The 22826-nt window shown below is 44.7% G+C and carries 24 protein-coding genes; 2 read left to right on the plus strand and 22 right to left on the minus strand.

Annotated features, from left to right (window positions below):
- Positions 1-4: 4 nt before the first annotated feature.
- Entirely contained in the window at positions 5-199 is a 195-nt protein-coding gene (locus tag J3L18_RS16580) for a hypothetical protein (RefSeq protein ID WP_129569247.1), read from the plus strand.
- 40 nt (positions 200-239) lie between these two features.
- Here the strand turns inward: J3L18_RS16580 and J3L18_RS16585 are convergent, their stop codons facing one another.
- From J3L18_RS16585 to J3L18_RS16665, 17 genes are all read right to left on the minus strand, one after another.
- Positions 240-545, minus strand: coding sequence for a hypothetical protein (locus tag J3L18_RS16585; protein ID WP_129569246.1), 306 nt, complete (start codon positions 543-545; stop codon positions 240-242).
- 47 nt (positions 546-592) lie between these two features.
- Positions 593-778: a hypothetical protein gene (locus tag J3L18_RS16590; RefSeq protein WP_129569245.1), complete on the minus strand. Its 186-nt coding sequence runs from the start codon at positions 776-778 to the stop codon at positions 593-595.
- A 5-nt stretch (positions 779-783) separates the two neighbouring features.
- Positions 784-1179, minus strand: coding sequence for a hypothetical protein (locus J3L18_RS16595; protein ID WP_129569244.1), 396 nt, complete (start codon positions 1177-1179; stop codon positions 784-786).
- The gene (locus tag J3L18_RS16600; protein WP_129569243.1) at positions 1172-1450 is read right to left on the minus strand and encodes a hypothetical protein; all 279 of its coding nucleotides are present in this window, start codon (positions 1448-1450) and stop codon (positions 1172-1174) included. The genes J3L18_RS16595 and J3L18_RS16600 overlap by 8 nt, the downstream gene beginning before the upstream one ends.
- Positions 1447-1881, minus strand: a complete 435-nt coding sequence (locus tag J3L18_RS16605; protein WP_129569242.1) for a hypothetical protein — start codon at positions 1879-1881, stop codon at positions 1447-1449. Before J3L18_RS16605 ends, J3L18_RS16600 begins: the two co-directional genes overlap by 4 nt.
- Positions 1874-2665, minus strand: a complete 792-nt coding sequence (locus tag J3L18_RS16610) for a DNA repair protein RadA family protein (RefSeq protein ID WP_129569241.1) — start codon at positions 2663-2665, stop codon at positions 1874-1876. The genes J3L18_RS16605 and J3L18_RS16610 overlap by 8 nt, the downstream gene beginning before the upstream one ends.
- Entirely contained in the window at positions 2665-2892 is a 228-nt protein-coding gene (locus J3L18_RS16615; protein ID WP_129569240.1) for a hypothetical protein, read from the minus strand. The genes J3L18_RS16610 and J3L18_RS16615 overlap by 1 nt, the downstream gene beginning before the upstream one ends.
- The gene (locus tag J3L18_RS16620; protein WP_129569239.1) at positions 2892-3245 is read right to left on the minus strand and encodes a DUF4406 domain-containing protein; all 354 of its coding nucleotides are present in this window, start codon (positions 3243-3245) and stop codon (positions 2892-2894) included. Before J3L18_RS16620 ends, J3L18_RS16615 begins: the two co-directional genes overlap by 1 nt.
- 74 nt (positions 3246-3319) lie before the next feature.
- Positions 3320-3538, minus strand: coding sequence for a hypothetical protein (locus J3L18_RS16625; protein ID WP_189549191.1), 219 nt, complete (start codon positions 3536-3538; stop codon positions 3320-3322).
- Positions 3539-3540: 2 nt separating this feature from the next.
- Positions 3541-4182, minus strand: coding sequence for a DUF3164 family protein (locus tag J3L18_RS16630; protein ID WP_129569238.1), 642 nt, complete (start codon positions 4180-4182; stop codon positions 3541-3543).
- Between the two features lie 5 nt (positions 4183-4187).
- Entirely contained in the window at positions 4188-4532 is a 345-nt protein-coding gene (locus J3L18_RS16635) for a hypothetical protein (protein ID WP_129569237.1), read from the minus strand.
- Between the two features lie 11 nt (positions 4533-4543).
- Complete coding sequence (locus tag J3L18_RS16640; RefSeq protein ID WP_129569236.1) at positions 4544-4852, minus strand: hypothetical protein; 309 nt, start codon at positions 4850-4852, stop codon at positions 4544-4546.
- Positions 4853-5257 (minus strand): hypothetical protein, encoded by a 405-nt coding sequence (locus tag J3L18_RS16645; protein ID WP_129569235.1) that lies wholly within the window; start codon positions 5255-5257, stop codon positions 4853-4855.
- Positions 5258-5422: 165 nt separating this feature from the next.
- Positions 5423-6322: an AAA family ATPase gene (locus tag J3L18_RS16650; protein WP_129569234.1), complete on the minus strand. Its 900-nt coding sequence runs from the start codon at positions 6320-6322 to the stop codon at positions 5423-5425.
- 62 nt (positions 6323-6384) lie between these two features.
- The gene (locus J3L18_RS16655) at positions 6385-8424 is read right to left on the minus strand and encodes a Mu transposase C-terminal domain-containing protein (protein WP_129569233.1); all 2040 of its coding nucleotides are present in this window, start codon (positions 8422-8424) and stop codon (positions 6385-6387) included.
- A gap of 66 nt (positions 8425-8490) precedes the next feature.
- Positions 8491-8646, minus strand: a complete 156-nt coding sequence (locus tag J3L18_RS16660) for a hypothetical protein (protein WP_189549189.1) — start codon at positions 8644-8646, stop codon at positions 8491-8493.
- Positions 8647-8667: 21 nt separating this feature from the next.
- Positions 8668-8934, minus strand: a complete 267-nt coding sequence (locus J3L18_RS16665) for a hypothetical protein (RefSeq protein WP_129569232.1) — start codon at positions 8932-8934, stop codon at positions 8668-8670.
- 80 nt (positions 8935-9014) lie between these two features.
- Between J3L18_RS16665 and J3L18_RS16670 the strand changes: the two genes are divergently transcribed.
- Positions 9015-9917, plus strand: coding sequence for a S24 family peptidase (locus J3L18_RS16670; protein WP_129569231.1), 903 nt, complete (start codon positions 9015-9017; stop codon positions 9915-9917).
- Between the two features lie 369 nt (positions 9918-10286).
- Here J3L18_RS16670 and J3L18_RS16675 read toward each other — a convergent pair whose 3' ends face one another.
- Genes J3L18_RS16675 through J3L18_RS16695 form a run of 5 tightly spaced genes read right to left on the minus strand, consistent with a single transcriptional unit; the run spans position 10287 to position 22826 of the window.
- The gene (locus J3L18_RS16675) at positions 10287-12389 is read right to left on the minus strand and encodes an aceric acid hydrolase (RefSeq protein ID WP_223266160.1); all 2103 of its coding nucleotides are present in this window, start codon (positions 12387-12389) and stop codon (positions 10287-10289) included.
- A 4-nt stretch (positions 12390-12393) separates the two neighbouring features.
- A complete protein-coding gene (locus J3L18_RS16680) occupies positions 12394-15735 on the minus strand; it encodes a glycosyl hydrolase (protein WP_129569230.1) in 3342 nt (1113 codons plus the stop codon).
- Entirely contained in the window at positions 15732-19040 is a 3309-nt protein-coding gene (locus J3L18_RS16685) for a glycoside hydrolase family 2 TIM barrel-domain containing protein (protein WP_208102427.1), read from the minus strand. The genes J3L18_RS16680 and J3L18_RS16685 overlap by 4 nt, the downstream gene beginning before the upstream one ends.
- Positions 19037-21235, minus strand: coding sequence for an alpha-L-rhamnosidase-related protein (locus J3L18_RS16690; protein ID WP_129569229.1), 2199 nt, complete (start codon positions 21233-21235; stop codon positions 19037-19039). Before J3L18_RS16690 ends, J3L18_RS16685 begins: the two co-directional genes overlap by 4 nt.
- Position 21236: 1 nt before the next feature.
- Positions 21237-22826 (minus strand): sodium:solute symporter family transporter, encoded by a 1590-nt coding sequence (locus J3L18_RS16695; protein WP_129569228.1) that lies wholly within the window; start codon positions 22824-22826, stop codon positions 21237-21239.

The following is a 22826-nucleotide window of genomic DNA, read 5'->3' on the forward strand; positions in this document are numbered from 1 at the left end:
TTTTATGACAACAACAATTTTAAAAACGCAAACTGGCAATGCCACAACAGGTATCGTTCCTGCAAATGGGAATGAGAAGTATTTTTGGGTTTCAGAATCAACAAGATGTTTAAATGAAAAGTCATTTATTGAACAAGCATCATCTTATTCAAATGTTGATCTAATGGGCAATTTTATTAAAGAGAAATCAAAATCTTAAAACAAAAGAGACGATGTTTTTAAACATCGTCTCTTTTGTTTTAACCTATTTCCGTATACGTTGGATAATTGTTCCCCCTTTCAAGTTCAATAATCACCATCGGTTCATTATCGTAAATAGCGTAGTCGGGGTGGCTTATAACTATTCGGTTTTCATAGCCGGGTACGCAAAGAAGGTCATAAATATGCACTGTATTGCGCCCTTTTGTTACATGTTTTGAGCCTAAAACCTGCAATAAAACCACCTGAACAGGTGGGGGTATATGCATATTTAACTCATGTAAATCGTACATTTTAGCTTTAAAAAACTTACGACCACGGTAAATCATTTCTACTAAAAGGTGCATTTCAGCGCATTGAGGTGTATATGTGTATCTATTAACCCTTCTCATGGTTATAGGTCGGCTATTTGTTTATTTGTAATCCGCTCAAGGCTATCAGTCAATTGCAGGGCGATATCCGCTACCGGCTTGCAGTCTTTATTTTGGGTATATTCGTGACGTATTTTCGCCCTTACGTTTTTAATTTCTTCCAGCCTCGTAACTAATAAGGCCGCTTCGTTTGCTACTTCTATTGTCATAACCTTTAAATACCCTTTAAATACTTTAAATAAACCTGATTAAACGCGCTAACTGCCTTCACAAGATCGAGGTAATACAAACCATCCAGCGGGGCGCTATACATCGTTTCGCACCAATTGTCAACCCTTGCCATATCCACTTTGGTAGTGCCGGGTAGTTCCCAATGCATTTCGTGGGCAAGGCTTAAAATTTTACGCTTCATTTTATCGGCTTCGCTGGGTGGCTGCCCTACCAACTGTTCGAGGTGGGTAAATAGCGCCTGAGCATCTTCATAGCCCATAGCGGTAAGGCTTTCGGTTGCGCCGTTTGAAAAGCTGTACACCAAATCCTTTTTATTTTCTTCGGTAAGCCCGGCCTTAGCTATTAAGGTGCGGGCTTTTTTGATTTGTTCTTTAGTCATGATATTCAGGATATGCCATGTGTGGCGGGTTTGCATCGAAACTAAAAGCGGGGCGGTTGTCAATATCTACCAAATACGGCAGCGGCTTCATAGTGTCACGCATTTCAATTAATGCTATCGGGTTTAGATAAGCCGCGCGTTCAAATTTTATTTCATCTTTAACGGTATCAATTTGAAGGCTTGTTATACCAACAATTTTTAATGCTTCGGCCAAATGCTCAAATGCCTCGTAAAGGGGCTTGTATTTGTCGGGTTGTGTATCTTGATTCATGATTCTTTGCTCCAATCTGTTCTATAATATTCACGTTTTAAAAATCCTTCGGGGTTAGCCTGCGCTACGCCGGGGTTACGTTTGAGGTAAGCGAGGTACGGCGCTATACCCTTTTTGTGTTTTAGCTTCTTATAATCGCTTAATTTGTTCCAGTATGGTATACAGCGGTGCGGGTGTATTTTCTTGCCGTACTCCTCTATAAATGCCTCCCAACTCAAATCCTCCGACAGGTTAAGCACCTTGAAATATTGCCGCTCGTTTAATTTGGAGATATCGCCTTCCTCTCGGGGTAGTTTTTGCAGCAGGGTAACCAATTCCCTTTCGCTCAATTCGGCATCTAAAACGCTGTAAAACACCAATAAACCGGCATTATTATACTCAAACACTACACCACCTGTATAGTGATCTGACGTTAAAATGTACTTACTCATCTGCAAATACCCCCTCCTTTTCGGGCGCGTTTTCGGCGGTTTCGTTAGCGATCATATCAGATACAACAGGGTCAACCATAGCCATTGCATCCATTACGGCCTTGTTTTGATCCTCAGCAAACAGGGTTTTGGCGGTTTTACCTTGTAGTTTAGCCTTATCTAAACGGGCAAAGTATTTTTCGTTTAGCAAGCGGGCGCGTTCTTCCCACACCGGGGCAGGTGTATTGCCGCCGAAACGGGATTTCGGCCATATCATAAAGTTTTTGATAAACAGCTTAACATCTACGATATACTCCAATGCTTTGCCTGTTGAACTTCGAGGCTTGCTGCCGTCCGACCATGATATCAGGATGATGATTTTGTTTTTAAGCTTTGCAAGCTGTTTAAACTGATCTACCGTCAAGCCGCAAAAATCAATACTGTCAATTACGCAAACTTCCGGGCTGCCTCGTTTTTTAAAGTACTCGTACGTTTCTTCAAAGGTGGCATTAGCAGCAAGTATGATCTTACCTCCATAGTTATCGATAATACCCTCACGCTTAAAAGCGTCCTGCATAGAGCCGGTGATGCCTTCTTCGTGGCTTATGTAAGTAGCCCGCAGTCCGCTATCGCACAAATCTTTTAATAGCCTTAAAATAGATGACGTTTTACCATTACCGCTATCTCCATAAATTATCATGCTGCACTTTTTTTCGGGTGTGCCTATTACCGATTTCCAATAGCTACCAAGTTCCAACCTGTCGAAGGTCTTTTGACCCATTTGAAACATTCCTATAGTATCCATCAATTATTAGTGTGTCTTAAAAAAATTACTTCTGTGTTTTTGTCTATTGCTTTTGGGTATTGGGGTGGCGTGTTTGGCGGCAGGTACCATAGCTTAGAATTGCGGTATTCTGTTTTCTTTTCTCCCCCCTCAACCATTTGGCAAACTGTTTTTTGCTTATCGTTTGCCTTGTAAAAGCGGTCGCCTATCTGTAGCTTTTCCGCTATAGTCCGGGTATTGCGCTCCATTATTCGTACATGGTATTAAGTCCGAACTTTACCGCCAATCTATGTTCCAGTATTGCCCCTGCGCTATCGCGCCAATCGGGCAGCATATAAATATGATCGGCCATGTTTAGCAGGGTTGTAGCTTTGCGCATGGCTGTTTTCCAATCCTCATCGGGTGCAATAAAATCGCAGGGGTTTAGCACGCTAAAACCTTGTGCCTGTAGTTTCTCTTTAGCGGCAGCAAATTTGGCCTGAAACTCATTTACCGGCAGGCCGGTTACTTTGCCGGCGATATACACCACCTGGCTTTTTGATTTGGTTAGCGTGGTGGTTAGTTGTATTAAAAAACGTGTTTTGGTCAATAGCTTTAACATATTTTAAAAGGGTTTTAAAGGTGATTAATAGTACCCGCCCCAGCCTCGAACCGGGGTGGCTGCCTGCCGGGTGGTTAAATCCTGATAAGTTCACCTGTCGTAATTGTCGCGCTGCGTTCGGTTACGTTGGCAGGCTGTTCACGTAACAAAGTATTTGCTAAGTGCCGAGAATAACTATCAGCCTGCTTTCTTAGAACATTAATTAGCAACACCACATTTGTATCGTCGGGTGTAATGAGATTGGCATTATAAGAGCCATCGCCCATTTTTTGGAGTGTTATAATTATAGGCATGATTATATATTTGAAAAGTTTAAGTGAACGTCAACATAGTCGCCTTTTTCGTCGCGCACGTAAAGGCTGAAATATTGTTTGCTTTTTGGCTTGCGAATGGCTTTCCTTACAAAGGCCATAGCCTCTTTATACCGTGTATCGGGTATGTTTTCTTCATGGCGTAAAAGGGCTAAAATTCGCTTACTGTCTAATCTGCCGTCGCGGGTGCTGAACGCATCCATGATGATAGTTTTAAGCCAGTCGCTTGCAGATGAAAGGCCATCGTTAAGTATTTCATCCAGTTTGTTTTTAGCCAGTGTCAATAATTCTTCGTCAAAGGCTATAGCCTCGTTTACATTGATCTCAATTTTGATAGACCTGTCGAAGTTGTAGCGGGTAATATTCCCTTTGCCCTTGCTTTTGTTATTCACGCCGCCGTTTTCATTTAGGAAGGCTGCATATAACTCTAATGCCACGTCAAAGCATTTCTTTTTATGCTTTTCGAGGGCTGTACGGAATGCCAACCGCTCTTTTGCCAATACTGATAATTTGGCTTCGGCAAGGCGTTCGCTTTTGCTGATCCTGTCTAATGGTATCAAATCGCCCGCCTCGTTTAGCCATTTTTTATCGGCTGGTTTCTGTTGTTTAATGGTTAGTGCTGTCATACGTTTTATTGATTTAAATATTTAGTTACTGGTGATGGGTGGTAGTTGTACTTTGTCATTTCATGCTCTATTTGCGCCATATGGGCGCGAATAAAATTGAACTCATACGATTCGGGTAGTTGAACCATGATCCAATACAATTGGTAGGCTATCGCTTCGGCTTCGTTTAAATGAAGGCTGTACGACTTGCGCTGCTTGCCCTCAAACTGACTGCGCAACTTTCGGTAAATCCCTATCATATGTATTTGCAAAAGCTTTTCATTTAAGGACTTTACCGGGCTGGTTAAAACGAAATTGTGAAACATGTTCATAAGCGCTGCTACCTGCTGATGTGTGTGTTTTAAAACCATATTAAAGGCATTTAAAGGATGGTTAAAAGCAGGCGCGAATAGTCGCCGCGCAGGTCGGCGTATATCTTTAGCCAGCTATCAAGTTTAGTAAGGGCTTTGGTTATACTTTCGCGGTTCATCTTAAAAAAGTCGGCGATATCCTGATGCGTATAGCCTGCCTTTTCCATGAGGGCGAAAGTGATATACCGGCGCTCTGTTGGTTTACGGCGGTCGTCTTTAACGTCCTTTAATTCGTCAACCATTACGCCCAACTGGTCGGCGGCCTGCTTTGCCAAAAGGGAAAGGGATTTTGTTTGAGGTTGTATTGTTTCGGTGTTCATTTACAGTATATGTTTAATTAAGGGTTTTACAGTTTTAAAAGCCTCATTTAGTATTGAGGCATGAGGGGTAAACTCAAATGTTTCGGGGTTATGCATGGCATCGTATAGCTGCATCTTTTCGGCTAAATCGCGTTTGCGGATGCCATCGTCGGCAACTACCAGGCGTTCGCATTCTGTTACAAAGGCCATATCTGTTTTATGCCAGTGATTGCGCCACCATGCCCAAAAAAGTGAATTGCTTTGCAGGGTTTTGGTTAATGAACTATCGCCGGTTTGTGCTTCCAAATAGTCATAAGCGGCAAACATTACAATACTACCGTACTGCACTTCGGTAAGTTCAAGCAGGTGCATAACCTTTTGGCGGGTGGCCTGCTGTATGGTGATTTGCTGTTTTATTTGGTTCATGTTAGTTGGCTGAAAACGTTAACGATGCGTAGATATAATGGGCAGTCATACTAAGGCAGTCATTAGGTTTAGTTTTAACTATAGGCTCATCACTCATGAGTTTTATTTTCAGGTCGGATAAGTCGACGTGCCGCCTCGAATGAATGGCGACTAAGCATAGTTCTCTCATGCTGCCGCCTCCTCATTTTCCTGATCTTCTAACTCCGCTTGTTTTTGCTTCCAGGCATGCACCAGGCGTTCAACACGGCGCATATCTACCACACCCTGTTTAACAGCCGCCCCATTTGATATAAAGGCTAATGCTTCGCGGCCTTCAACGCCGTTTGCTTTGGCAACGGATATGGCATCGTCGGCGTTTGGTGTAGGTATTTCAATGAACTTACCACCCAACCTGCTTAATATTTCGTTATAGCCAACAGTGCCGCGCTGTTCGCCGGTTTCAATCCGGTCTTTCAGATTATAGGTACCGATAAGCACAATGCCGCAACGTTTCCACAGCCTGTTATAAAGGTCAATGAACAGGTATAGCAGCCCATTTTTAGCCTTTTCCATTTCGTCGAGAATGATTATTGGCTGTGTCATGGGGTTAACCTTTTCGTTAACAAGGGTGCTTAAATCGTAAATGGAACGAACATTGGTTTTCACGCCCATTGATTGCAGCAGGTTTACCAGCAGTTCTTTTTCGGTCATGTGGCGCTCAACCTTCACATAAAAAACATTTTTATGGTTTTTCACATAGGTATCAAGCATATCGGTTTTACCGCTGCCGGGGGTACACACCAACCCAAAAACATTACCATGCATGCGGGCATCGTCAAAATAGCCCTGTAATTTTAAAGCCGGGCGGGTATCGGCATGGTGCCAAACTTCGTCAAGTCTGATGCCTAAGTTTTTGGCAAGCTTTGTCCACATGGCATCGCCTAACCCTTCTGATTTACCGGCCTGTATCTTGCTAACTGTAGCGTTTGATACGTTTAATTGCTTTGATGAGCGCATTTGGCTGCCCGAGTGAGACACATGTTTGTTTAACTCGGCTCTAATTAGTTCTTTTGTGTTTAAATCCATTTTTAATTAGCTTTTTAAGTGGTTTAATTGGCCGGATACGTGAGGGTTTCCGGCCTTTATTTTTACATTTCGTCGTAAATACTTTGGGTTATTTTTGGCGCTTTCGGGGCTGTTTTATGCTCTATCAGCACATCGTCGTACTGATCTTCATAGCCGCCTATTTGCTTTTGTGCCTTGTGGTTAATGGCTTTTACCAATACACCGGCCTGTAAAATGCTTTGCGCATCGATTTCGGCGCGTTGTAAGCGCTCCTGACGGCTGGTAACAAAATCTTCAAGCTTTTGGGTAATGGCCTTCTTTTCCTGTTTGCGGTCGTGAAGCATTTGGCCGTGACCGTCGTGCATATCAGCTACCGCCGAAGGCTGCAAAACGTATTGGCTGGTTACAAACCTGATACCGTTATGATCTGTTACAAGTACCTGGCTCATATCAGCGGGATCATAGTACACATCAACCTTTTTGTTTACACATTCGGGGAAATACTTAGCCGGTATATCAAAACTGTATTTGATATTGTTTAGCTGGAAGTTAAGCCCGGCAGGTTGCAGGCGCAATGATTCGCGCGGGTCGCGTAGCTGATGTTTAACGCCCAATATTTCTATTTTACGTTCTACACTTAACCGTTTGCTTTGGCTTAACTGGCTTTCGTGGAAAGCTTTTAGCCAATATTCCTGCCGTGTTAATTCGCCATCGGGCATAAGACTATGCCGTAACTGGTTTATGGTCATTTCAATAACAGCAGGCGCGTGCTGTTTATCGGGGAAGCTGGCACTACGTTTTTGCAGCGCTTCGGCATTTGGTCGGGCATTTGCGCCATGCGCGGTGATATTGGCACCCGAATAGTTGGGATACATTTTGAGTATCTTATGCAGCGGCTTGCCAAACACACGTTCAATGTATTTTGACTGCGCTACAGAGGCAGTGAAAAACAGCGTTTCGCCACCCATCTTTAAAAATGTAGCTAAATCGCCTTTTAATGCCGGGTCGATGCTCCATTTATCAGTTTTGATCTGATGCCACAGGTAGGCACCACCTGTAAGCTCAATAATGTGAGCCATAGCATTGCGGTAGGCTTCTTTTATCAGTTCGATAGTAACCGTTTCACCTACGGCATAACCCAAAACATAATCGTTTAGGGCATCTATAACCACGTACATCACCGGGCGGTAATAGCGGTTGGTATTTTTGCGGCCATTGCTGTAAGTGGTTTCAGTGAAGTATAAGTCTAAAACGTTATCGTCACTGTTTATCAGCATTAGCGGTGCCATTGGGCGGGCTTGTTTAATTTGCTTGTTGTATTTGTTGTAGGCGGCCGCTTTTCCTTCGCGCGCCATAACTACTTCGTGGTAATGCTCACGGCGGCGATAACCTACAGCTTGCGGAGTAATGGTTTTGCGGCCATTTTCGATAGCCCACATGTTATAGGCCTGCGATATAACGACATCATCATGCTTGTTATCAAGCGCTATCAGGTTCATTAAAGTATCTTCGGCCTCCTGATCTTTAACCTTTTTGCTGTTATCGTTGCCAAAACGGTAAGCCTCTATCAAAGCGGGGAATCCTTGCGCTTTATAGGCCTTAATCTTCTCTTTTAGGCGGGTTTCATTGGGGGGTAAACCCACTTTCTCGGCCTTAATTACATCGGCTACAATCGACCAAAAGGCAGCCATTTTTATGTTAAAATCACGTTTTAAAGCCTGTTTATCGGTAGTATAATGGCTTATAGCATCGATATAAGTAGCCGCTTTGGTGTATTTGTCGCGGTATTTTTCGGGCAGGTTTAGCCCGTTTGGCAGGGTGTAACCTTTGCCGTTGGTGTTATTGTAAAAGTCGAAGGCTTTTTGGTTCCAGTTGATCGTTACCCAATCGGTAAGCGGCTGTTTTACGATGTACTCGTAAGGGTTGCCGTATTTTTCTTTAACTATGGCTTTGCGCTCGGGCGGCAGGCTTTCATAGTCGATAAGTACACCATTTTCATTACAGCCACGACCATATACTTTGATTTCGCCGCGTTTTTTATGGTTCTTATAACTATGAAGCCCGAAACATGCCAGGTATTCGGCATGTTCTAAGCATAAGTTATTTTCTTCGTTGTACTTCATTTGGTTAATTAGGGTGTTACAAGCCCCGGCCTCGAACCGGGGGTGGCTGCCAGTCTGTAAGGGGTATTAATGTTTCGTTAGTAAATCAGGTGCGATAAGTGCAAGGCCGCCAAATACGATAGTGGCGACAATAACCACCGAAATGACGGTCTGAATAGCGGTAAACTGGTTGCGTTTAACTGCTTGAGGGATGGTTGTAAATTCTTTAATTAGCTTTTTCATGATTTTGAGGGTTGAGGGTAATTATTTATTGATGAGGGCTTTTTCTTTTTCGATTATTTCACCTACGCTTTGCAGTAGGACGTTTTGCCCATCTATGAGCAATTCATTACAGTATTTAACCAGGTCGGTGGCTGGGGTATCTGCCGTACGGTCGCCGGTGCGAACCTTTTTAACATAGCTGGGTGATACACCAACTATTTCAGCAATGAGTTTGGCCGTAGGTGCAGGTAACACCAGCGCTGTAGATTTTTTGTTACAAGTGGATTTTATATTTTTATCTTTGGTCATAATAGTGTTCCTTTGCGGACACAAATATGTAGAGTATTTACTAAATAAGCAAGGGAATTGTAGATTATTTACTAAAATAAATGGCATCCATCGACAGAATTTTACAATTTATTGGTTATAAGGGCATTAGTAAACGCGAGTTTTACGCTTCCGTAGACCTTTCTAATGGCTATCTGGACAAGACCAAGACCATAAATTCTGACGTATTGGAGAGGATTAACTACAAGTATCCTGAATTAGACATACTTTGGGTCATAAACGGGAAAGGGGAAATGCTAAAAACGGAGGAAAAACCGACAGATACCCCAACCGAAAACAACCACCTGCACGAGTCGATAGCTACATTAAATACAAATACCCCTGCCACCACTGGCAAGGGTACTACAAGCAAACGTGCAAAACTTGACCCCCCAACTGACCCCCCAACTGTCATTTTACAGCCTCAAATCATCACGGTAGATAAACAGGGAAATGAAAACATCATTTATGTCCCGGTTAAAGCTGCTGCTGGTTATTTAGTAGGCTACAGCGACCCGGAATTTATCGAAAACCTGCCGTCGTTCTCACTGCCTGGCTTATCAAACAGCACTTACCGGGCTTTTGAAGTAGAGGGCGACAGTATGTACCCGACGCTGGAAAATAAAGAAATGATAATAGGGCAGTGGGTTGAAAAATTGGACTATATCCGCGAGGATCGCGTGCATATAATAGTAACTAAAACAGGCGTTTTAGTTAAAAGACTGCTTAATAGAGTAGAAAAGTACGGTTATATCATAGCCAAATCAGATGCCATAGATAACCGCAATTTGTACCCCAATATTGAGATACACCCGGAAGATATATTGGAAGTGTGGTACGCTGTTTGGCATGGCTCATTCAATTTCAAATCCCCAACCGAACTATACAAAAAGGTTAACAACCTCGAAGCTGATCTAACCGAAGTGTTACGAGTACTTAAAGCCAACAATCTTTTAAAGAAATAGAACTTACCCCCTTTAAATGCCTTTAATTTTTTTAACAAAATGGAAGGCAAATTAACCCTAATTGTACAAGTCGTTTTTACAGCACTTTGTAAAAACCGCCTTAATCGTACTAAAAACGGACTTTTTTATATTCTCATTTATTACAAGTGGTTTTAACCCCCTTAAAAAAACTTTTTTATTTCTTGTTTTTTTAAAGGTTTTCAGGCTTTTTGGAATTGATCACCTCATTTATAAATAGCACTGACAAAATAATGCCACCAAAATTGCGGGGGTGAATATCGATATTTCATGCCATCCGGCTGGGAGCCGAGCGGCGGCGTGAAGCTTTTTTGACCTTTCACCTTTGGCCTTTTACCTTTGGCCTCGAAACTACCTGTCCAACGGCATCCACGTTTCCATATCCACATGTCCCCGGTTACCCCAGGCATAATATGGGATCAGCCTGATAGCTACAGCGTTTTGTTTTGGCGTGGATACTTCTTTGTAAAGCCGGTTAGTCCAGTTGTTTTCGTCGCGCAGATCAGCTTTGCCAACAAGGCTCATGATCTCACTGTTATCTATCCTGATCATTTCAGGTTTAAGCTCATTACTGGCTGATAGCGCCACATTGAAAACCTTTTGCCCCTTAGCCAGATCGGCCGATTCCAGGCAATAAACCACCGGGCCTCGTTTTACGGCTACCTGGTTTCGGGTTTCCTCAACCAGTGGGTTCGCCTCCATTAGGGTCACCGGTATCGGCAGGTCGAGATCAATTGTCATTCCTTTTCGCCAAACGGCGTTAATTTGAGTATAAGTTCCAGGCGTAGTGTCTAATTGCGGTACCGACTGACCGGGCATTTTGATACTTGCTCCCTTACACCAACCCGGAATCCTCAAAAACACAGAAAAGGCTTTATTACCCGGTACTTCATCAAACCTGATATGGATCTTTCCATCCCATGGGTAATTGGTTGTTTGCGTCAATTTTACAGGTGTACCGTCTTTCAATTTAGCGGTTATGGTGTTGCTGCCATACAGGTTAAACCACAACCCTTTATCCGATACGCTGTAGGCATAATCGCTTACCTCAGCAATGGTACGCACCACATTGGGCGGACAACAGTTGGAAAGTTTGATATACCCTACCCTATCTTTAGACCAGCGTTGCTTAAAGGGCAAACTATCCGAATAAGCCAACGGATTGGTGTATAAAAAATTACGCCCGTTAAGACTAATCCCCGAAAGTACGCTATTATACAATGCCAGTTCCATCACATCGGCATATTTGGCATCGCCGGTTACCTGCAGCATGCGCCAGTTCCAGAGTACATTGCCTATGTTGGCGCAGGTTTCGTTGTGCGCTGTGAAACTTGGCAATTGGTAATCGCGCCCGTAAGCCTGGTGTACCTTTTGCACTTCGTTGGGGTTGTAAGACGTGCCGTCGGGAGAAACACCATCATAAAGCGAACCGCAGCCACCGGTGATATACATTTTGCGGTTAACCACATCGTTCCACATTATGTTTAAAGTATGCATCAGGGTTGTATCACCTGTTTCGGCATACACATCGGCAGCACCGGCGAAAAGATAATTGGCCCTCACCGCGTGCCCCATCGCCTGCGTTTGCTGCCGGAAAGGTGTCCTGTCCTGGTTATCGTCGGTACCATCCTTCATCAAGCCACGGATGTCTATCAGGTTTTTAGCCAGTTCCAGGTATCGTGGATCGCGGGTGGTACGGTACATCTCCACTACCCCCATGTAATGCGAGGGGCAAATAGCGTTACGCGCCAGTTCGGGCGAGGCCGTTTTATAAAACTTGTAGAGATAATCAGTGGCTTTAACAGCCACTTTCAACAAAGTAGTTTTACCTGTAACCCGGTAATGAACGCAAGCGGCAGTCATCAGGTGACCAAGGTTATACGTTTCAAAATTAAGGCGATCGTTAAAAGCTTTTTCCTTGCCGCTATTCTTGCGCTCTTCAATAAGGGTTGGCGTGTGGATATAGCCATCCGCGCGCTGAGCTTTGGCAATAACGGTTATAGTTTTATCCATCAATGCATCAAGTTTGGGATCATGTGTGTTAGCATACATACTTGCTACCGCTTCAAACAATTTGTAAAAATCACCATCATGAAATGGCGGCCCTTCGTGTGAGCCGGTGTCCAATCCTGCGGCTATCTCGAAATTGCGGTAAGCATGACTGATCTTCGGATCGGTATAAACGCGCCACAGGTTGGGGATCATGGTATCACGGCAAACTTTGAACCTGTCGGCCCAGAAACCGCCTGTCCATTGTACCGCACCCATATCAAGGCTGCTCAGTTTGGCGTAGTTACTTTGGCTGGTATTTACCAGTGCTTTGTTTTGGGCATTAAGCTTGCTGCCGGCAATTACCAATACTGTGATGATAAGGTATTTATACAGTGTTTTCATATCGAGGGAAAGCAATGACCTGGACGATGATATTCCGATATATTTAAAAATCCATTTCATATCATTAAGGGATAGATGTGAGCAATTTTACCGGGCTGAGCAAACCAGCCGGTAACAGCGAACGGCCCTCCAAACGGTAAGGCGCGTTTGTCCATGTAATACGTTTATTTTCGGGCAGGGCATGATCACCCATCAGGCGGTTAGCCCAGGTGTTGGTTACTTTGATTACCACTTTATTTTCGCCTGATTTGATGGCTTTACTGAGATCTACCCGATACGGAAATGTCCAGGCTGTGCCGCAATTGATACCGTTTAAATACACTTCGGCCAGGTTGGCAACATTGCCCAGATCAAGATAGGTTTTGCTCCCAGTTTTTCCGGTAAACTTAAAGGTATGATTGTAAACCGCTGTTCCTGAATAGTACTTTATACTATCGTTGGCGTTGCGCGACCAATCATCACCTTTATCGAACATTACTGATTTCACAGGGCCGCCAAATTTAGGGTCGAACTGTACCTGCCAGTTTGTAAAAGTTTGAATACTTTTAAAGTGCCCCTGTTTATCTTCAGCGCTTTTTGCAATTGAAGAAACTTTTCTAAAAACGATAAAAGCAGATCCATTGGCAGCTAAATCAAGACTGATATTTGTACGACCGGATTTGTTCACATTGCCCAACTGTTTTATTTCACCGGTTAAAGGATCCCAAAGTTCAGGAACGTGGCCTGTTGCCCTTAATGACAAATTAATTGTACGATTTAAAGCCTGTTGATTGGAAATGAAATAGATATCGAGCTTGTCTGCGCTACGATGTGTCCATGCAATATCTTTTGCAGGCTGCTCAACGGAGTCTGTCGCGATCAGGTCTGGACTTACGCCTAATTCATCAAACGTTTCTTTTTGATAAGGGCCGGTGAGTAATTTGGCCTTGGCGCCTTTAGCTAAAGTGGTTATCATTCGCTGATCGCCTAATAAAACCGTAGCGCCTTCATTTACCAATTGCTGAAGCTTTTTTATTACTTCTGCCGATAACTGCCATGGCTGAGGCGACATCTGGCTTACACCGGGTATTACCAGCATGGCATAAGTTGCCCCGCCGGGCAGAATGATCCTGCCTTTTTTTACTGTAGCTAAACGCAGTAAAGCGTCTTTGTTAAAAGAATCGTAGTTATATCCTCTCAGTGGGTCTATCCAACTTTCGGGCAGTGCCATATTAGCCGAATGGCTTGCATCCTCAATCGAATTGATAATTGGCACACCTTTGTTGGCTAAGCGCTCCTTTTCCTGCTTCACACGTCCGGTGCCGAAGATACCGGGAAGGGTATTAACCAACCTGTCGGGCAAAATTGCGCGGCTTGGTGTTTCTTCGCCGGTAAAAACAGCGATATCGGCAACGGGATGCCCCTGTTGCAGCATAGCCTGGCAACGGCTGATATAATCAAACCAGGCCTTGCCCGGCTTCCACCAGGTTTGATCGCGCTGAAAAAACAGGCCGATACCATCCAGTGTCATACCCGGCTTACGGTCAAGCCAGGGGTTATGCACATTTACGTGGAAAACATAACGATTTATGCCAAGGGCAAAGTTGCGGTCGGCAGCAGTTTTAAGCATTCCGGGGTGCTCATCCCATAATAACCGCAACTCTGTAAAAGCCTCGGCCTGGATAATATTTTTACCGTAGATGTGCCCGCCCGAAATGGCATCCAGCATATCATTGGGCTTATCATGCGTAGGGCTCCTGAACCAAAATTCCCCCATCGGGATATCTGCCTTTTGGTAATGCAGCATGCCATCGCTCATCATGGTTGGGGCAACGCTTTCGGCAGTAAATGTGCAACCTTTTTCGTGCGCCAGCTTAGCCATGGTACCGTAGAAATTATCTACCAATAACTCGGCTATGGTTTGCCTTACATCTGCTAATACCTTTTCGGATTTTCCAGCGCTTTCCATAGGTACGCCGGCCATTAATGGCAAATAAGGCAACAAATCATACCCTCTCCGCTTCTGAAACTCAGCAGCAAAAACCGGCGACCAGTTTTGGCTGCCGCACTCCCAACTATCCACGTGAAAGATCTTAAAAACCCGTTTGGCCAAATCCAGCCCAACCTGTTTTATAGCCTCGCCAAACCAATTATCAAATTGTAGTTTGGCAGCCTCCGGGTTAAACTTGTCGCACTCCAAACCAATACCTCCCCCACCAGTGGCATTGGTATGCCCGGTTGAAGTATGCCCGATACGGATGATAGTCCAATTACCCGCCGGTACCTGCCAGTTCAGTTTACCTTCTGCGCCTAATTTATCAGTAAGATTGATGACCTTGCTTTTATCTACACAAAGGTTAGCCGGTAATTGGGCATCTGTAGTTTGTTTACTTAGACGCCATACCTCGCCGGTTTTACTTTCATACTGATGGACACGGGGCTCACCCAACAACTCAATGCCCGACAATTTCAGCGTAGGTTTCCATTTAGCAAAATCAAGATCTTCGGCTCCCGGTTCAGAGCCTTCTTTATCATAAGTAAACCTGAAATATTTTGCTGTAGTCGGAGCGATGGCATTTGTGATCTCTGCATCGCCATCCTGCCAGCCATGACGCGGGGGCTCCATCCTGCCCAGCGGGCGGAAGTTCTTACCATCATCGCTCACTTCAAGCAGCAACCTTTGCGACTGATAATTACTTGCCGATGTATGGATAACAAGCGAGCGGCAGGTAAATGGCTTTTCAAATTCAAGCTGCAGCCAGCACTGTTCGTTGCTTGTAAAGCTTTTGGGATCTCCTTTTTCAGCAAGATACTGTACATCGGTATTTGGTACGCTGGTGCTCACCTTCGGATGCTCGTCATAGCTACTCTGCCCCTCGCCGGGCAACGATGGGTAGGCCAATATTTCAATATCTTTATAGTAGCTTTTATAATGCTTTGGAACAGGTAAAGTATCATGATAAACTTTACCGCCTTCAACCTCAACATTTGACCATACTATCTTTTGCATGGAAAGCTCCGGTGTTATCCAGGGGCCACCGGCCAGCGCAAAACCATCGCTGTCGTGCATAGCCAGTTTTAGGCCTATCCTGTCGGCTTCCTGCATGGTAAACTTTACCATCGCCCACCACTCCGGGCTCAGCTGGTTAATTGATGGGGTAATAAACGGCGGATTAGCAGGCCCTTTGATGGGCATTAAATAAGCACCCGCTATTCCGGCCTGCTTCATAGCCTGCAGATCCGCAGTTATTCCTTCCCGGCTTACAGCGCCCTGCATCCAGTACCAAAACACCCATGGTTTTGCCGATTCGGGTGGATGCAAAAAGGCCTGCTTCAAACCATCGTCTAAGAGCGATGCTTTCCGCTGTTGGGCTATCCCAGGTAACAACAGGCAGCAAAAGCAAATTATAAAAACGTATTTCCTCATGGCTTCCTGTTAAATTTGATCTGATATGCGGTATTACCTACCGCATCCGGTTTACCTTCATAAGGTTTCAGGTAAAAACTGTATTGATACTTTTTGGCCGGGATACGGTATTGATCCAATGGCTCGGCCACTTCCGACCAGCTATCGTTGCCGCCTACGCCCATCTGTATCAGGTCGATATTCAGCGTAATAAAACCTGCATCCTTTAGCTTGTTGGTATGCTTCGCCTTTTGAATATTCTCTTCGGTATAAGGCCAGGCACTCATGCTCAGCAGGCTATCGGCGGTGATCAGCAAACCACCTGTTGTATGGTGCAGCAGCATCCAGCGTACATCGGTACGGTTGCCGTTTTCCTGGGGAACTACATAAGGTTCCATGAATTGGTTAATGCTTTGCGAATATATGCCGGCTTCCGAGCCTGTACGCCTGTCGATATAGTTTTCATAAGGCCCCCTACCAAAGTAGCTGATATTGCTATCGGCCTGCGCAATGCCCATTTGCATGCCAACCTTAGGCAGGTTTGGCAAACCCGGTTTAACATCAAGAGCATAAGCAACATTCAGTAAACCATCGCCGCGAATAGTGTAGTTCACCTGTACCGAAGCGCTATCATTAAGCATTGAATAAAGGCTTGTAATTACAACCGCACCATCTTCAGTTTTTTGGCTCGAGAATTTTTTCAAAACAGGTGACGCTTTAAACCAGGCCGCCAGTTTCTTTTCCATCTTCCAGCCGCGATGATCATTATCGGTAACCGGTCGGGTGAAATGTGGCAATAAAGGCGCAAATATCTGCTGATTACCTTTGTACAGGTATGAGCTTAAAGCACCGTTACTTTTACTGATGCCAATCTCAAAATCTTTCCCGCTGATATGATAAGCTTTATCATCTTCAACCAGTTTTGTTTCCGGATAGTGCTTACGTTCAGCGTTTGCAGTGGATGTTTTAAGCGCCGTTAGTTGAAACTGATCACTTGCTATTCCGTAACCTTTGCTTGCCCAAGGCTTATCTTCGGCAAGGGTAAAGTGAATATCGGCCAGGTATTCGTGGTTGGGTTTTAAACCGGGCAGACATTGTTTAATGCTGATTGTGGTATCATGCCCGGCTGCAAGGCTGATACGGGGAATTTGTTTTTTTAGGATAATATTGCCGTCTTCCCTCAACTGCAGGCTAACATTATAATCGGCCAGTGAAGCTACACTATGCCAGTTTTTGATGTGAATAGTTGCTTTATCGGCATCAACCAATTCACAAACCGCCGGCTGAAAAACATGCTTGCATTCGTAAATAGCAGGTTTAGGGCGACCATCAGATGCTACAATGCCTTTGATGGTGAAATTGTCAAAATAACGTTCACCATAATCACCGCCATAGGCATAGTATGCCTTACCTGTCGAATCATGTTTTAATAGTCCCTGGTCTTTAAACTCCCAGATGGCTCCGCCAATAACCTTTTTGGTCGATCGCCATTGATCCCAAAACTCCTTTAGGTTTCCATTGGAGTTGCCCATCGCGTGCGAGTACTCTACAAAAAATATCGGGCGGTTATCGCCATTCTGCTGATTGGCCAGCAAGGGCGCAGTATAAATGCCGGGATACATCCGGCTTACAATATCTACATAAGGCTGATCTATAGGGTTCTGTAATCTGTGCGAATGATCATTGGTTTTAGGATAGCGCGGATCGGTCGGGTCGATATATCCTTCGGCTTGTGGCGTACCTTGTGCAGGCTCATAATGTACCGGACGGGTAATATCAAAATCATGGATCCAGCCGGCCATTGCCGCATGGTTTGGCCCTCTGCCGGCCTCATTCCCCAAACTCCAAATAATAATGCTCGGATGATTTTTATCGCGCATTACCATACGGGTAGCCCTGTCGAGGTAAGCGCCGGTCCACATGGGGTCATTGCTTAGCTTTGAACCAAGACCATGGGTTTCCAGGTTGGCTTCGTCTATGACCAGTATCCCATACTCATCGCACAGATCATACAGGTACGGATCCATCGGGTAATGGCTGGTGCGGATACAGTTAAAATTGAAACGTTTGATGGTACGCACATCATTCAGGATATCTTCGCGGGATAGCGCCTTTCCTTTTACCGGGTCATGATCGGGACGATTTACGCCGTACAAATAGGTTACTTTGCCGTTGATGAGCAGCTTACTATCTTCCTTACTAAACTCAATGCTCCTGATGCCCACCTTGCAGCTTTTAACTTCCAGCGTTTGGCCAGTGCTGTCAACTAAAGATAAAGTGAGCGTATAGAGGTTTGGTTTTTCATTGCTCCATTTTTCGGGGTTTTTCAGTGTAGTTTCCAGTAAGCCGAATTTCACGTTATCCAACCTTGGATAAATCTCGTTGATGATACTTTCAACGCTTCTTTCCAAAGGCTTTTGCAATACCTCTTTATTATTGCTGTCGAAAAGCCTTGCTTCAATTTTATATCCGGGTACAGCCTTACCTGTCAGGTTTTCGATCCGTGGACGAATACTGAAAATGGCGTCTTTATATTGCTTATCCAGTTTGGCCTGCCATTGAAAATCAGCAATCCGTAATTTCGGCTCGGCCAAAAGCATTACTTCGCGATGGATGCCACTCATGCGCCACTGATCCTGGTCTTCCAAAAAATAGCCATCGCTCCAGCGGATCAGTTGTACAGATACAATGTTTTCGCCTGCTTGCAGGTATGGGGTAATATTAAACTCCGACGGCAGAAAGCTATCTTCGCCATAACCTAAAAACTTGCCGTTGAGCCAAACCTTAAAGCCCGAACTTACCCCGCCGAAATGCAACGTAATGTTCATGTCCTTCCAGTTAGCTGGCAGGGTAAAAGTGCGCTGATAACTGCCAACACCATTATAATCCTGCGGTACATGGGGTGGGTTAACCGGGCGGAACGGATAAACCGCACTTTTATAAATGGGCTTATCATAACCCTGCATCTCAATGCTTGAGGGAACAATGATCTTTTTCCAGCCGCTTACCCTGCTTTTATAAAAGTCTTTTGGCGCATCGGCCGGTTTGGCCGCGTAGCTAAAATCCCAGTAACCATTCAGCGATAACATCCTGCCCGATTTTTCCCTGTCGCCAGCCAATGCATCTTTAATACTACTGTATGAATATGCTGTAGCGCGTGCCGCATCCCGGTTTATGCCATCAACCAAAGGATTTTCCCAGGGTTCGGCATCATAAATTGCAGGCACATTGGGGATAGGCGCAGGTGTTTTATCAACCAGTTGCGCGTAAAGCCCTGTTGATGAAAATGCTGTTAAAAGCAGGAAAGATAAGAGCCGTTTCATCATTTTTTTGCGCTATAGTTTATAGTATACTGTTTTTGTTTTTGGATGGTAAGCTCATAGGTACCGTTACCTTTTGCGATTAATTCTCCCTCCTTGCAAACAGGTTTGGATGTGCTGGCAAAACGTAGCAGGCCTGTTCCGGTATTGCCGCTTACTTTAATTTGTTTGGTGCTGCATGATACTTTGATATCCCCATCGGCAGTTGGCACACTACCTTCCATCCATTGCAGGCCACCCAATTTAGGCTCAATAACATATTGCTGATAACCTGGTGCCGTTGGTTTTACGCCGAGATAATATTTGCCCAACAGGTATATCGGACTCGCGCCCCAGGCGTGGCAAAGGCTTTTACCAAACGGACGTCCGTACATGGCATAGCGGTCGGCACCCGTTTTGGATGGATTGTATTCTTCCCAAAAAGATGTAGCGCCCAAATTGAGCATGCCTCCCCAATAGTCCTTCATTTCTTTAAGCACATAGCTTTGCTCGCCCATGGCGCAAAGCGCTTCCAGCTCGTAAAAGCGCATGTAGGGCGTAGTTATCTTTTGAATGTTATCATTCAGCAGTACGTATTTTTTTATTTCCTGCTGCTGGCCGGGATTGAGGTAGTTAAAAAATATCGAGAACATATTGGTATAGCGGGTTACATTATCACTTTGCTTACCATCAACCAGGCTATGCACAAAGGCATGTTTATCGCTATTCCAATACAGGGAGAAGATCTTCGATTTCAAGTCGGCCGACAGTTTTTGGTATTGATCATTGCCCGTTTTATCATCCATAATATTGGCGCATAAAGCCATAGTTTCGAGGCTACGGCAGAGTAGTAATTGTTCAAAGCTTACCTCGCCTTTTTTGCTGAGTTTATCGGCCCAGTCGATAAATACCCAATCGCCAGGCAAGCCTTCCATCAGGCCGTTTTTATCACGGCGCTGCAGGCAATAGCTCATCAGGCTTTGCATGCGCGGGTACATTTGTTTGATGAAACTTTTATCGCCGGTATATTGGTAGTAATCATAAATACCCATAAACCAGTAAAAAGTATAATCCATAATGGTATTGATATGGCTGGTCACCGGGTCTTTACCGCGTAGTGCATACAGGGTGCGGGTTACCGTTGGCGAATCAAAGTACAGGTAATAATTCATGAGGTAGCTTTGATAGGCATCGCCCGACCAGATCCACCTATCCCTCTTGATCCCATCGATAAAAAATTCGCGGGTATTCAGGTGCAGGGTATAGGCCGAAACATCCCAGATCTTGTTGATCAACTCATCCGAACATTTGAAACTCCCCCGCTGCTCAACCGGCGAATATTCGTAAAGCATGGACACATCATCGGCATTCACATTATCATCAAATAATACATTGATGTAGCGGAAAGCACGTGAACCCTCCATGGTATAATCGGCTTTCTGAAGCTGATCGATATAAACGCTATCCAACAGTTCGCAATTGGTTAGGGACAGCGCTTCTTCTTTTGATTCGCCATAGCAGAGTTTAACATTCCCCTTGCCTTTTAAGCCGATAAGCTTGGCATAACCAAAGGTTTCTTTTCCAAAATCAACCAAAATGGAATGTTCCTTCCGTTCGATTTTTCCCGGCTTATGCTCCTCCGTAGGCAAACGAAATGCAGAAGGCAACTTATCCGCCGAATCAAAGTTCCAGTTACCGGCGTTCACATATTTTGTGGCCGAGATATCTGAGGTTTTACCCGATTCATCAATCCATTCTTTATCTTCATAAGTTACCAGCCACGAGGTATCTGACACCAGTTGCTGCCCCTTCACAAAAATGGCCGGAGCAGCAGCCTGGTTATAAACTTTGAGACTAAGCCTGTGCCTGCCAGCCGGCACATGGATATTTTTAGGGTAACCCGCTAACGCCTTACCATCAAGCTTTACATTGTATTGTCCTTCAACAGCCAATTCAACTGTTTCGGGAGAAGCGAGCGTAAAATCCTTGTGAAAATCAACCAATACGTAGTGACTGTCCAGTTTCCAGAATGGCGGGAAGAAAGCGCCGCGTTCGGTACGGCGGTTTTGCATCCTGTTACTGAGCCATACCTCATAATCGCCGGGATACCAGATCCAGGTAGCTTTTTGCGCTTTGGCCATATCGGCACAAAACATAAAACTTAACAGCGCGATAAGTACACGAGGCTTGTTGAATTTTATATGGGTAGATATTTTATGCATTTTAATGTCCGTTAAAAATGAGGTATAAAGCGATCATGACTATCGAGAGCAGCAGCCAGGCTATTTTTACACGCCGGGTAGGCTTTGCAGTATTTTCTGTTTCGGATTGATCGGCCACATAAACAGCCGGTGCTTTATCAAGCAGCGAGATCAAAACGGCAGATACCGCCAGGAAAACAAATATGAAAAACGACAGCATCAGGTAATGCGGCCAAAAGCTGTACTTATCTGGCGGTAACACCCACAGGTAAACCACCCCCGTACCCAAGCTAAAAGCCGAACCCGCAGAAAGAATAATATTTACAGCTTTTCGGGTAGTACGCTTCCAATAAACTGTAAGCAAAAAAACTACGGCCAAAGGCGGTGCGATAAAGCCCAATACTGATTGAAATACATCGAACAGATTAAGGCCTTTAATGCTGTCGATAGCCAGCGCCATGCCTATGGCAAACAGGCAGCCACCTATTACGGTGTATCGCCCTACACGGATGAGGTCTTTATTAGTAGCGTTGGGGTTGATCTTTTCAGCATAAATATCCATGGTAAACACGGTGCTCAATGAGTTTAAGGACGAGCCAACGGTGCCTATCAAAACCGCTATCAATACCACAATAACTAATCCGTTCATCCCCGGAGGGAAAAGATTGGTAACCATAGTCATGTAAGCTAATGCCGGATCGCTGAGATGCGGGAACAGGATAAAACACAAAATTCCGGTGAGGATAAACAAGGGCAGCGATAGTATTTTAAGCCACCCAATAAAGTTAACACCAAGTTGCCCCTGCTCCAGGTTTTTTGCACCCAATACCGATTGCACCATAGCCTGATCTGTACAGAAAAAAGCGACAGCCGATACCGGGTAGCCCAGCAAAATTGCATACCATGGATATTTAACATCGCTTGCCGGATGGATGAGGTTCCAGTAATTTACGGGTGTTTGATGGAATACCGCTGATAACCCGCCCGCCTTACTTACACCTAAAACAGTGAGTGTTAATGATACGCCGATAAGCAGTAACATCTGGAAAACGTTTACCTTGGCTATAGCCTTTAAACCGCCGGTAAACGCGAATAAACCCGCGAAAGACACCAGCACAATAACCGATTGCCACATGGGGATGCCCAATATCTGCCTAACTAAAAACCCACCTGCAAACAAACCTAAGGAGAGCCATGAGATCAGCATTTTGATAAGCGCGTACCAGGCCAAAATATTACGGGTTGAATCGCCGTAACGGTTACCCATAAACTCGGGCATGGTTGATACCTTGGCCGCTATGTATTTAGGCGCGAATACCAAAGCGAGCAGCATCAGGAAAACAAAGGCATACCAGTCGAAGTTGACGGCCACTATGCCCGTGCTGTAACCTATACTGGCAAAGGCCAGCAGCATGGATGGCCCAACATTGGTGCCCCACATGTTAAAGCCAATGCTCGCCCAACCTAAAGATTTATTGGCGAGGAAAAGCGTTTCGTCTGTTTTGTTTTTATTACTAAAGCTGGCCCGGAACCCAATTATCATTAAAATAACAAGGTACACGGCAACCACCGAGTAATCCAACAGTGTGAGGCGTGATACGATATTGCTCAT

This window comes from Mucilaginibacter gossypii, assembly GCF_017569325.2.
In the GTDB taxonomy this organism is placed as follows: domain Bacteria; phylum Bacteroidota; class Bacteroidia; order Sphingobacteriales; family Sphingobacteriaceae; genus Mucilaginibacter; species Mucilaginibacter gossypii.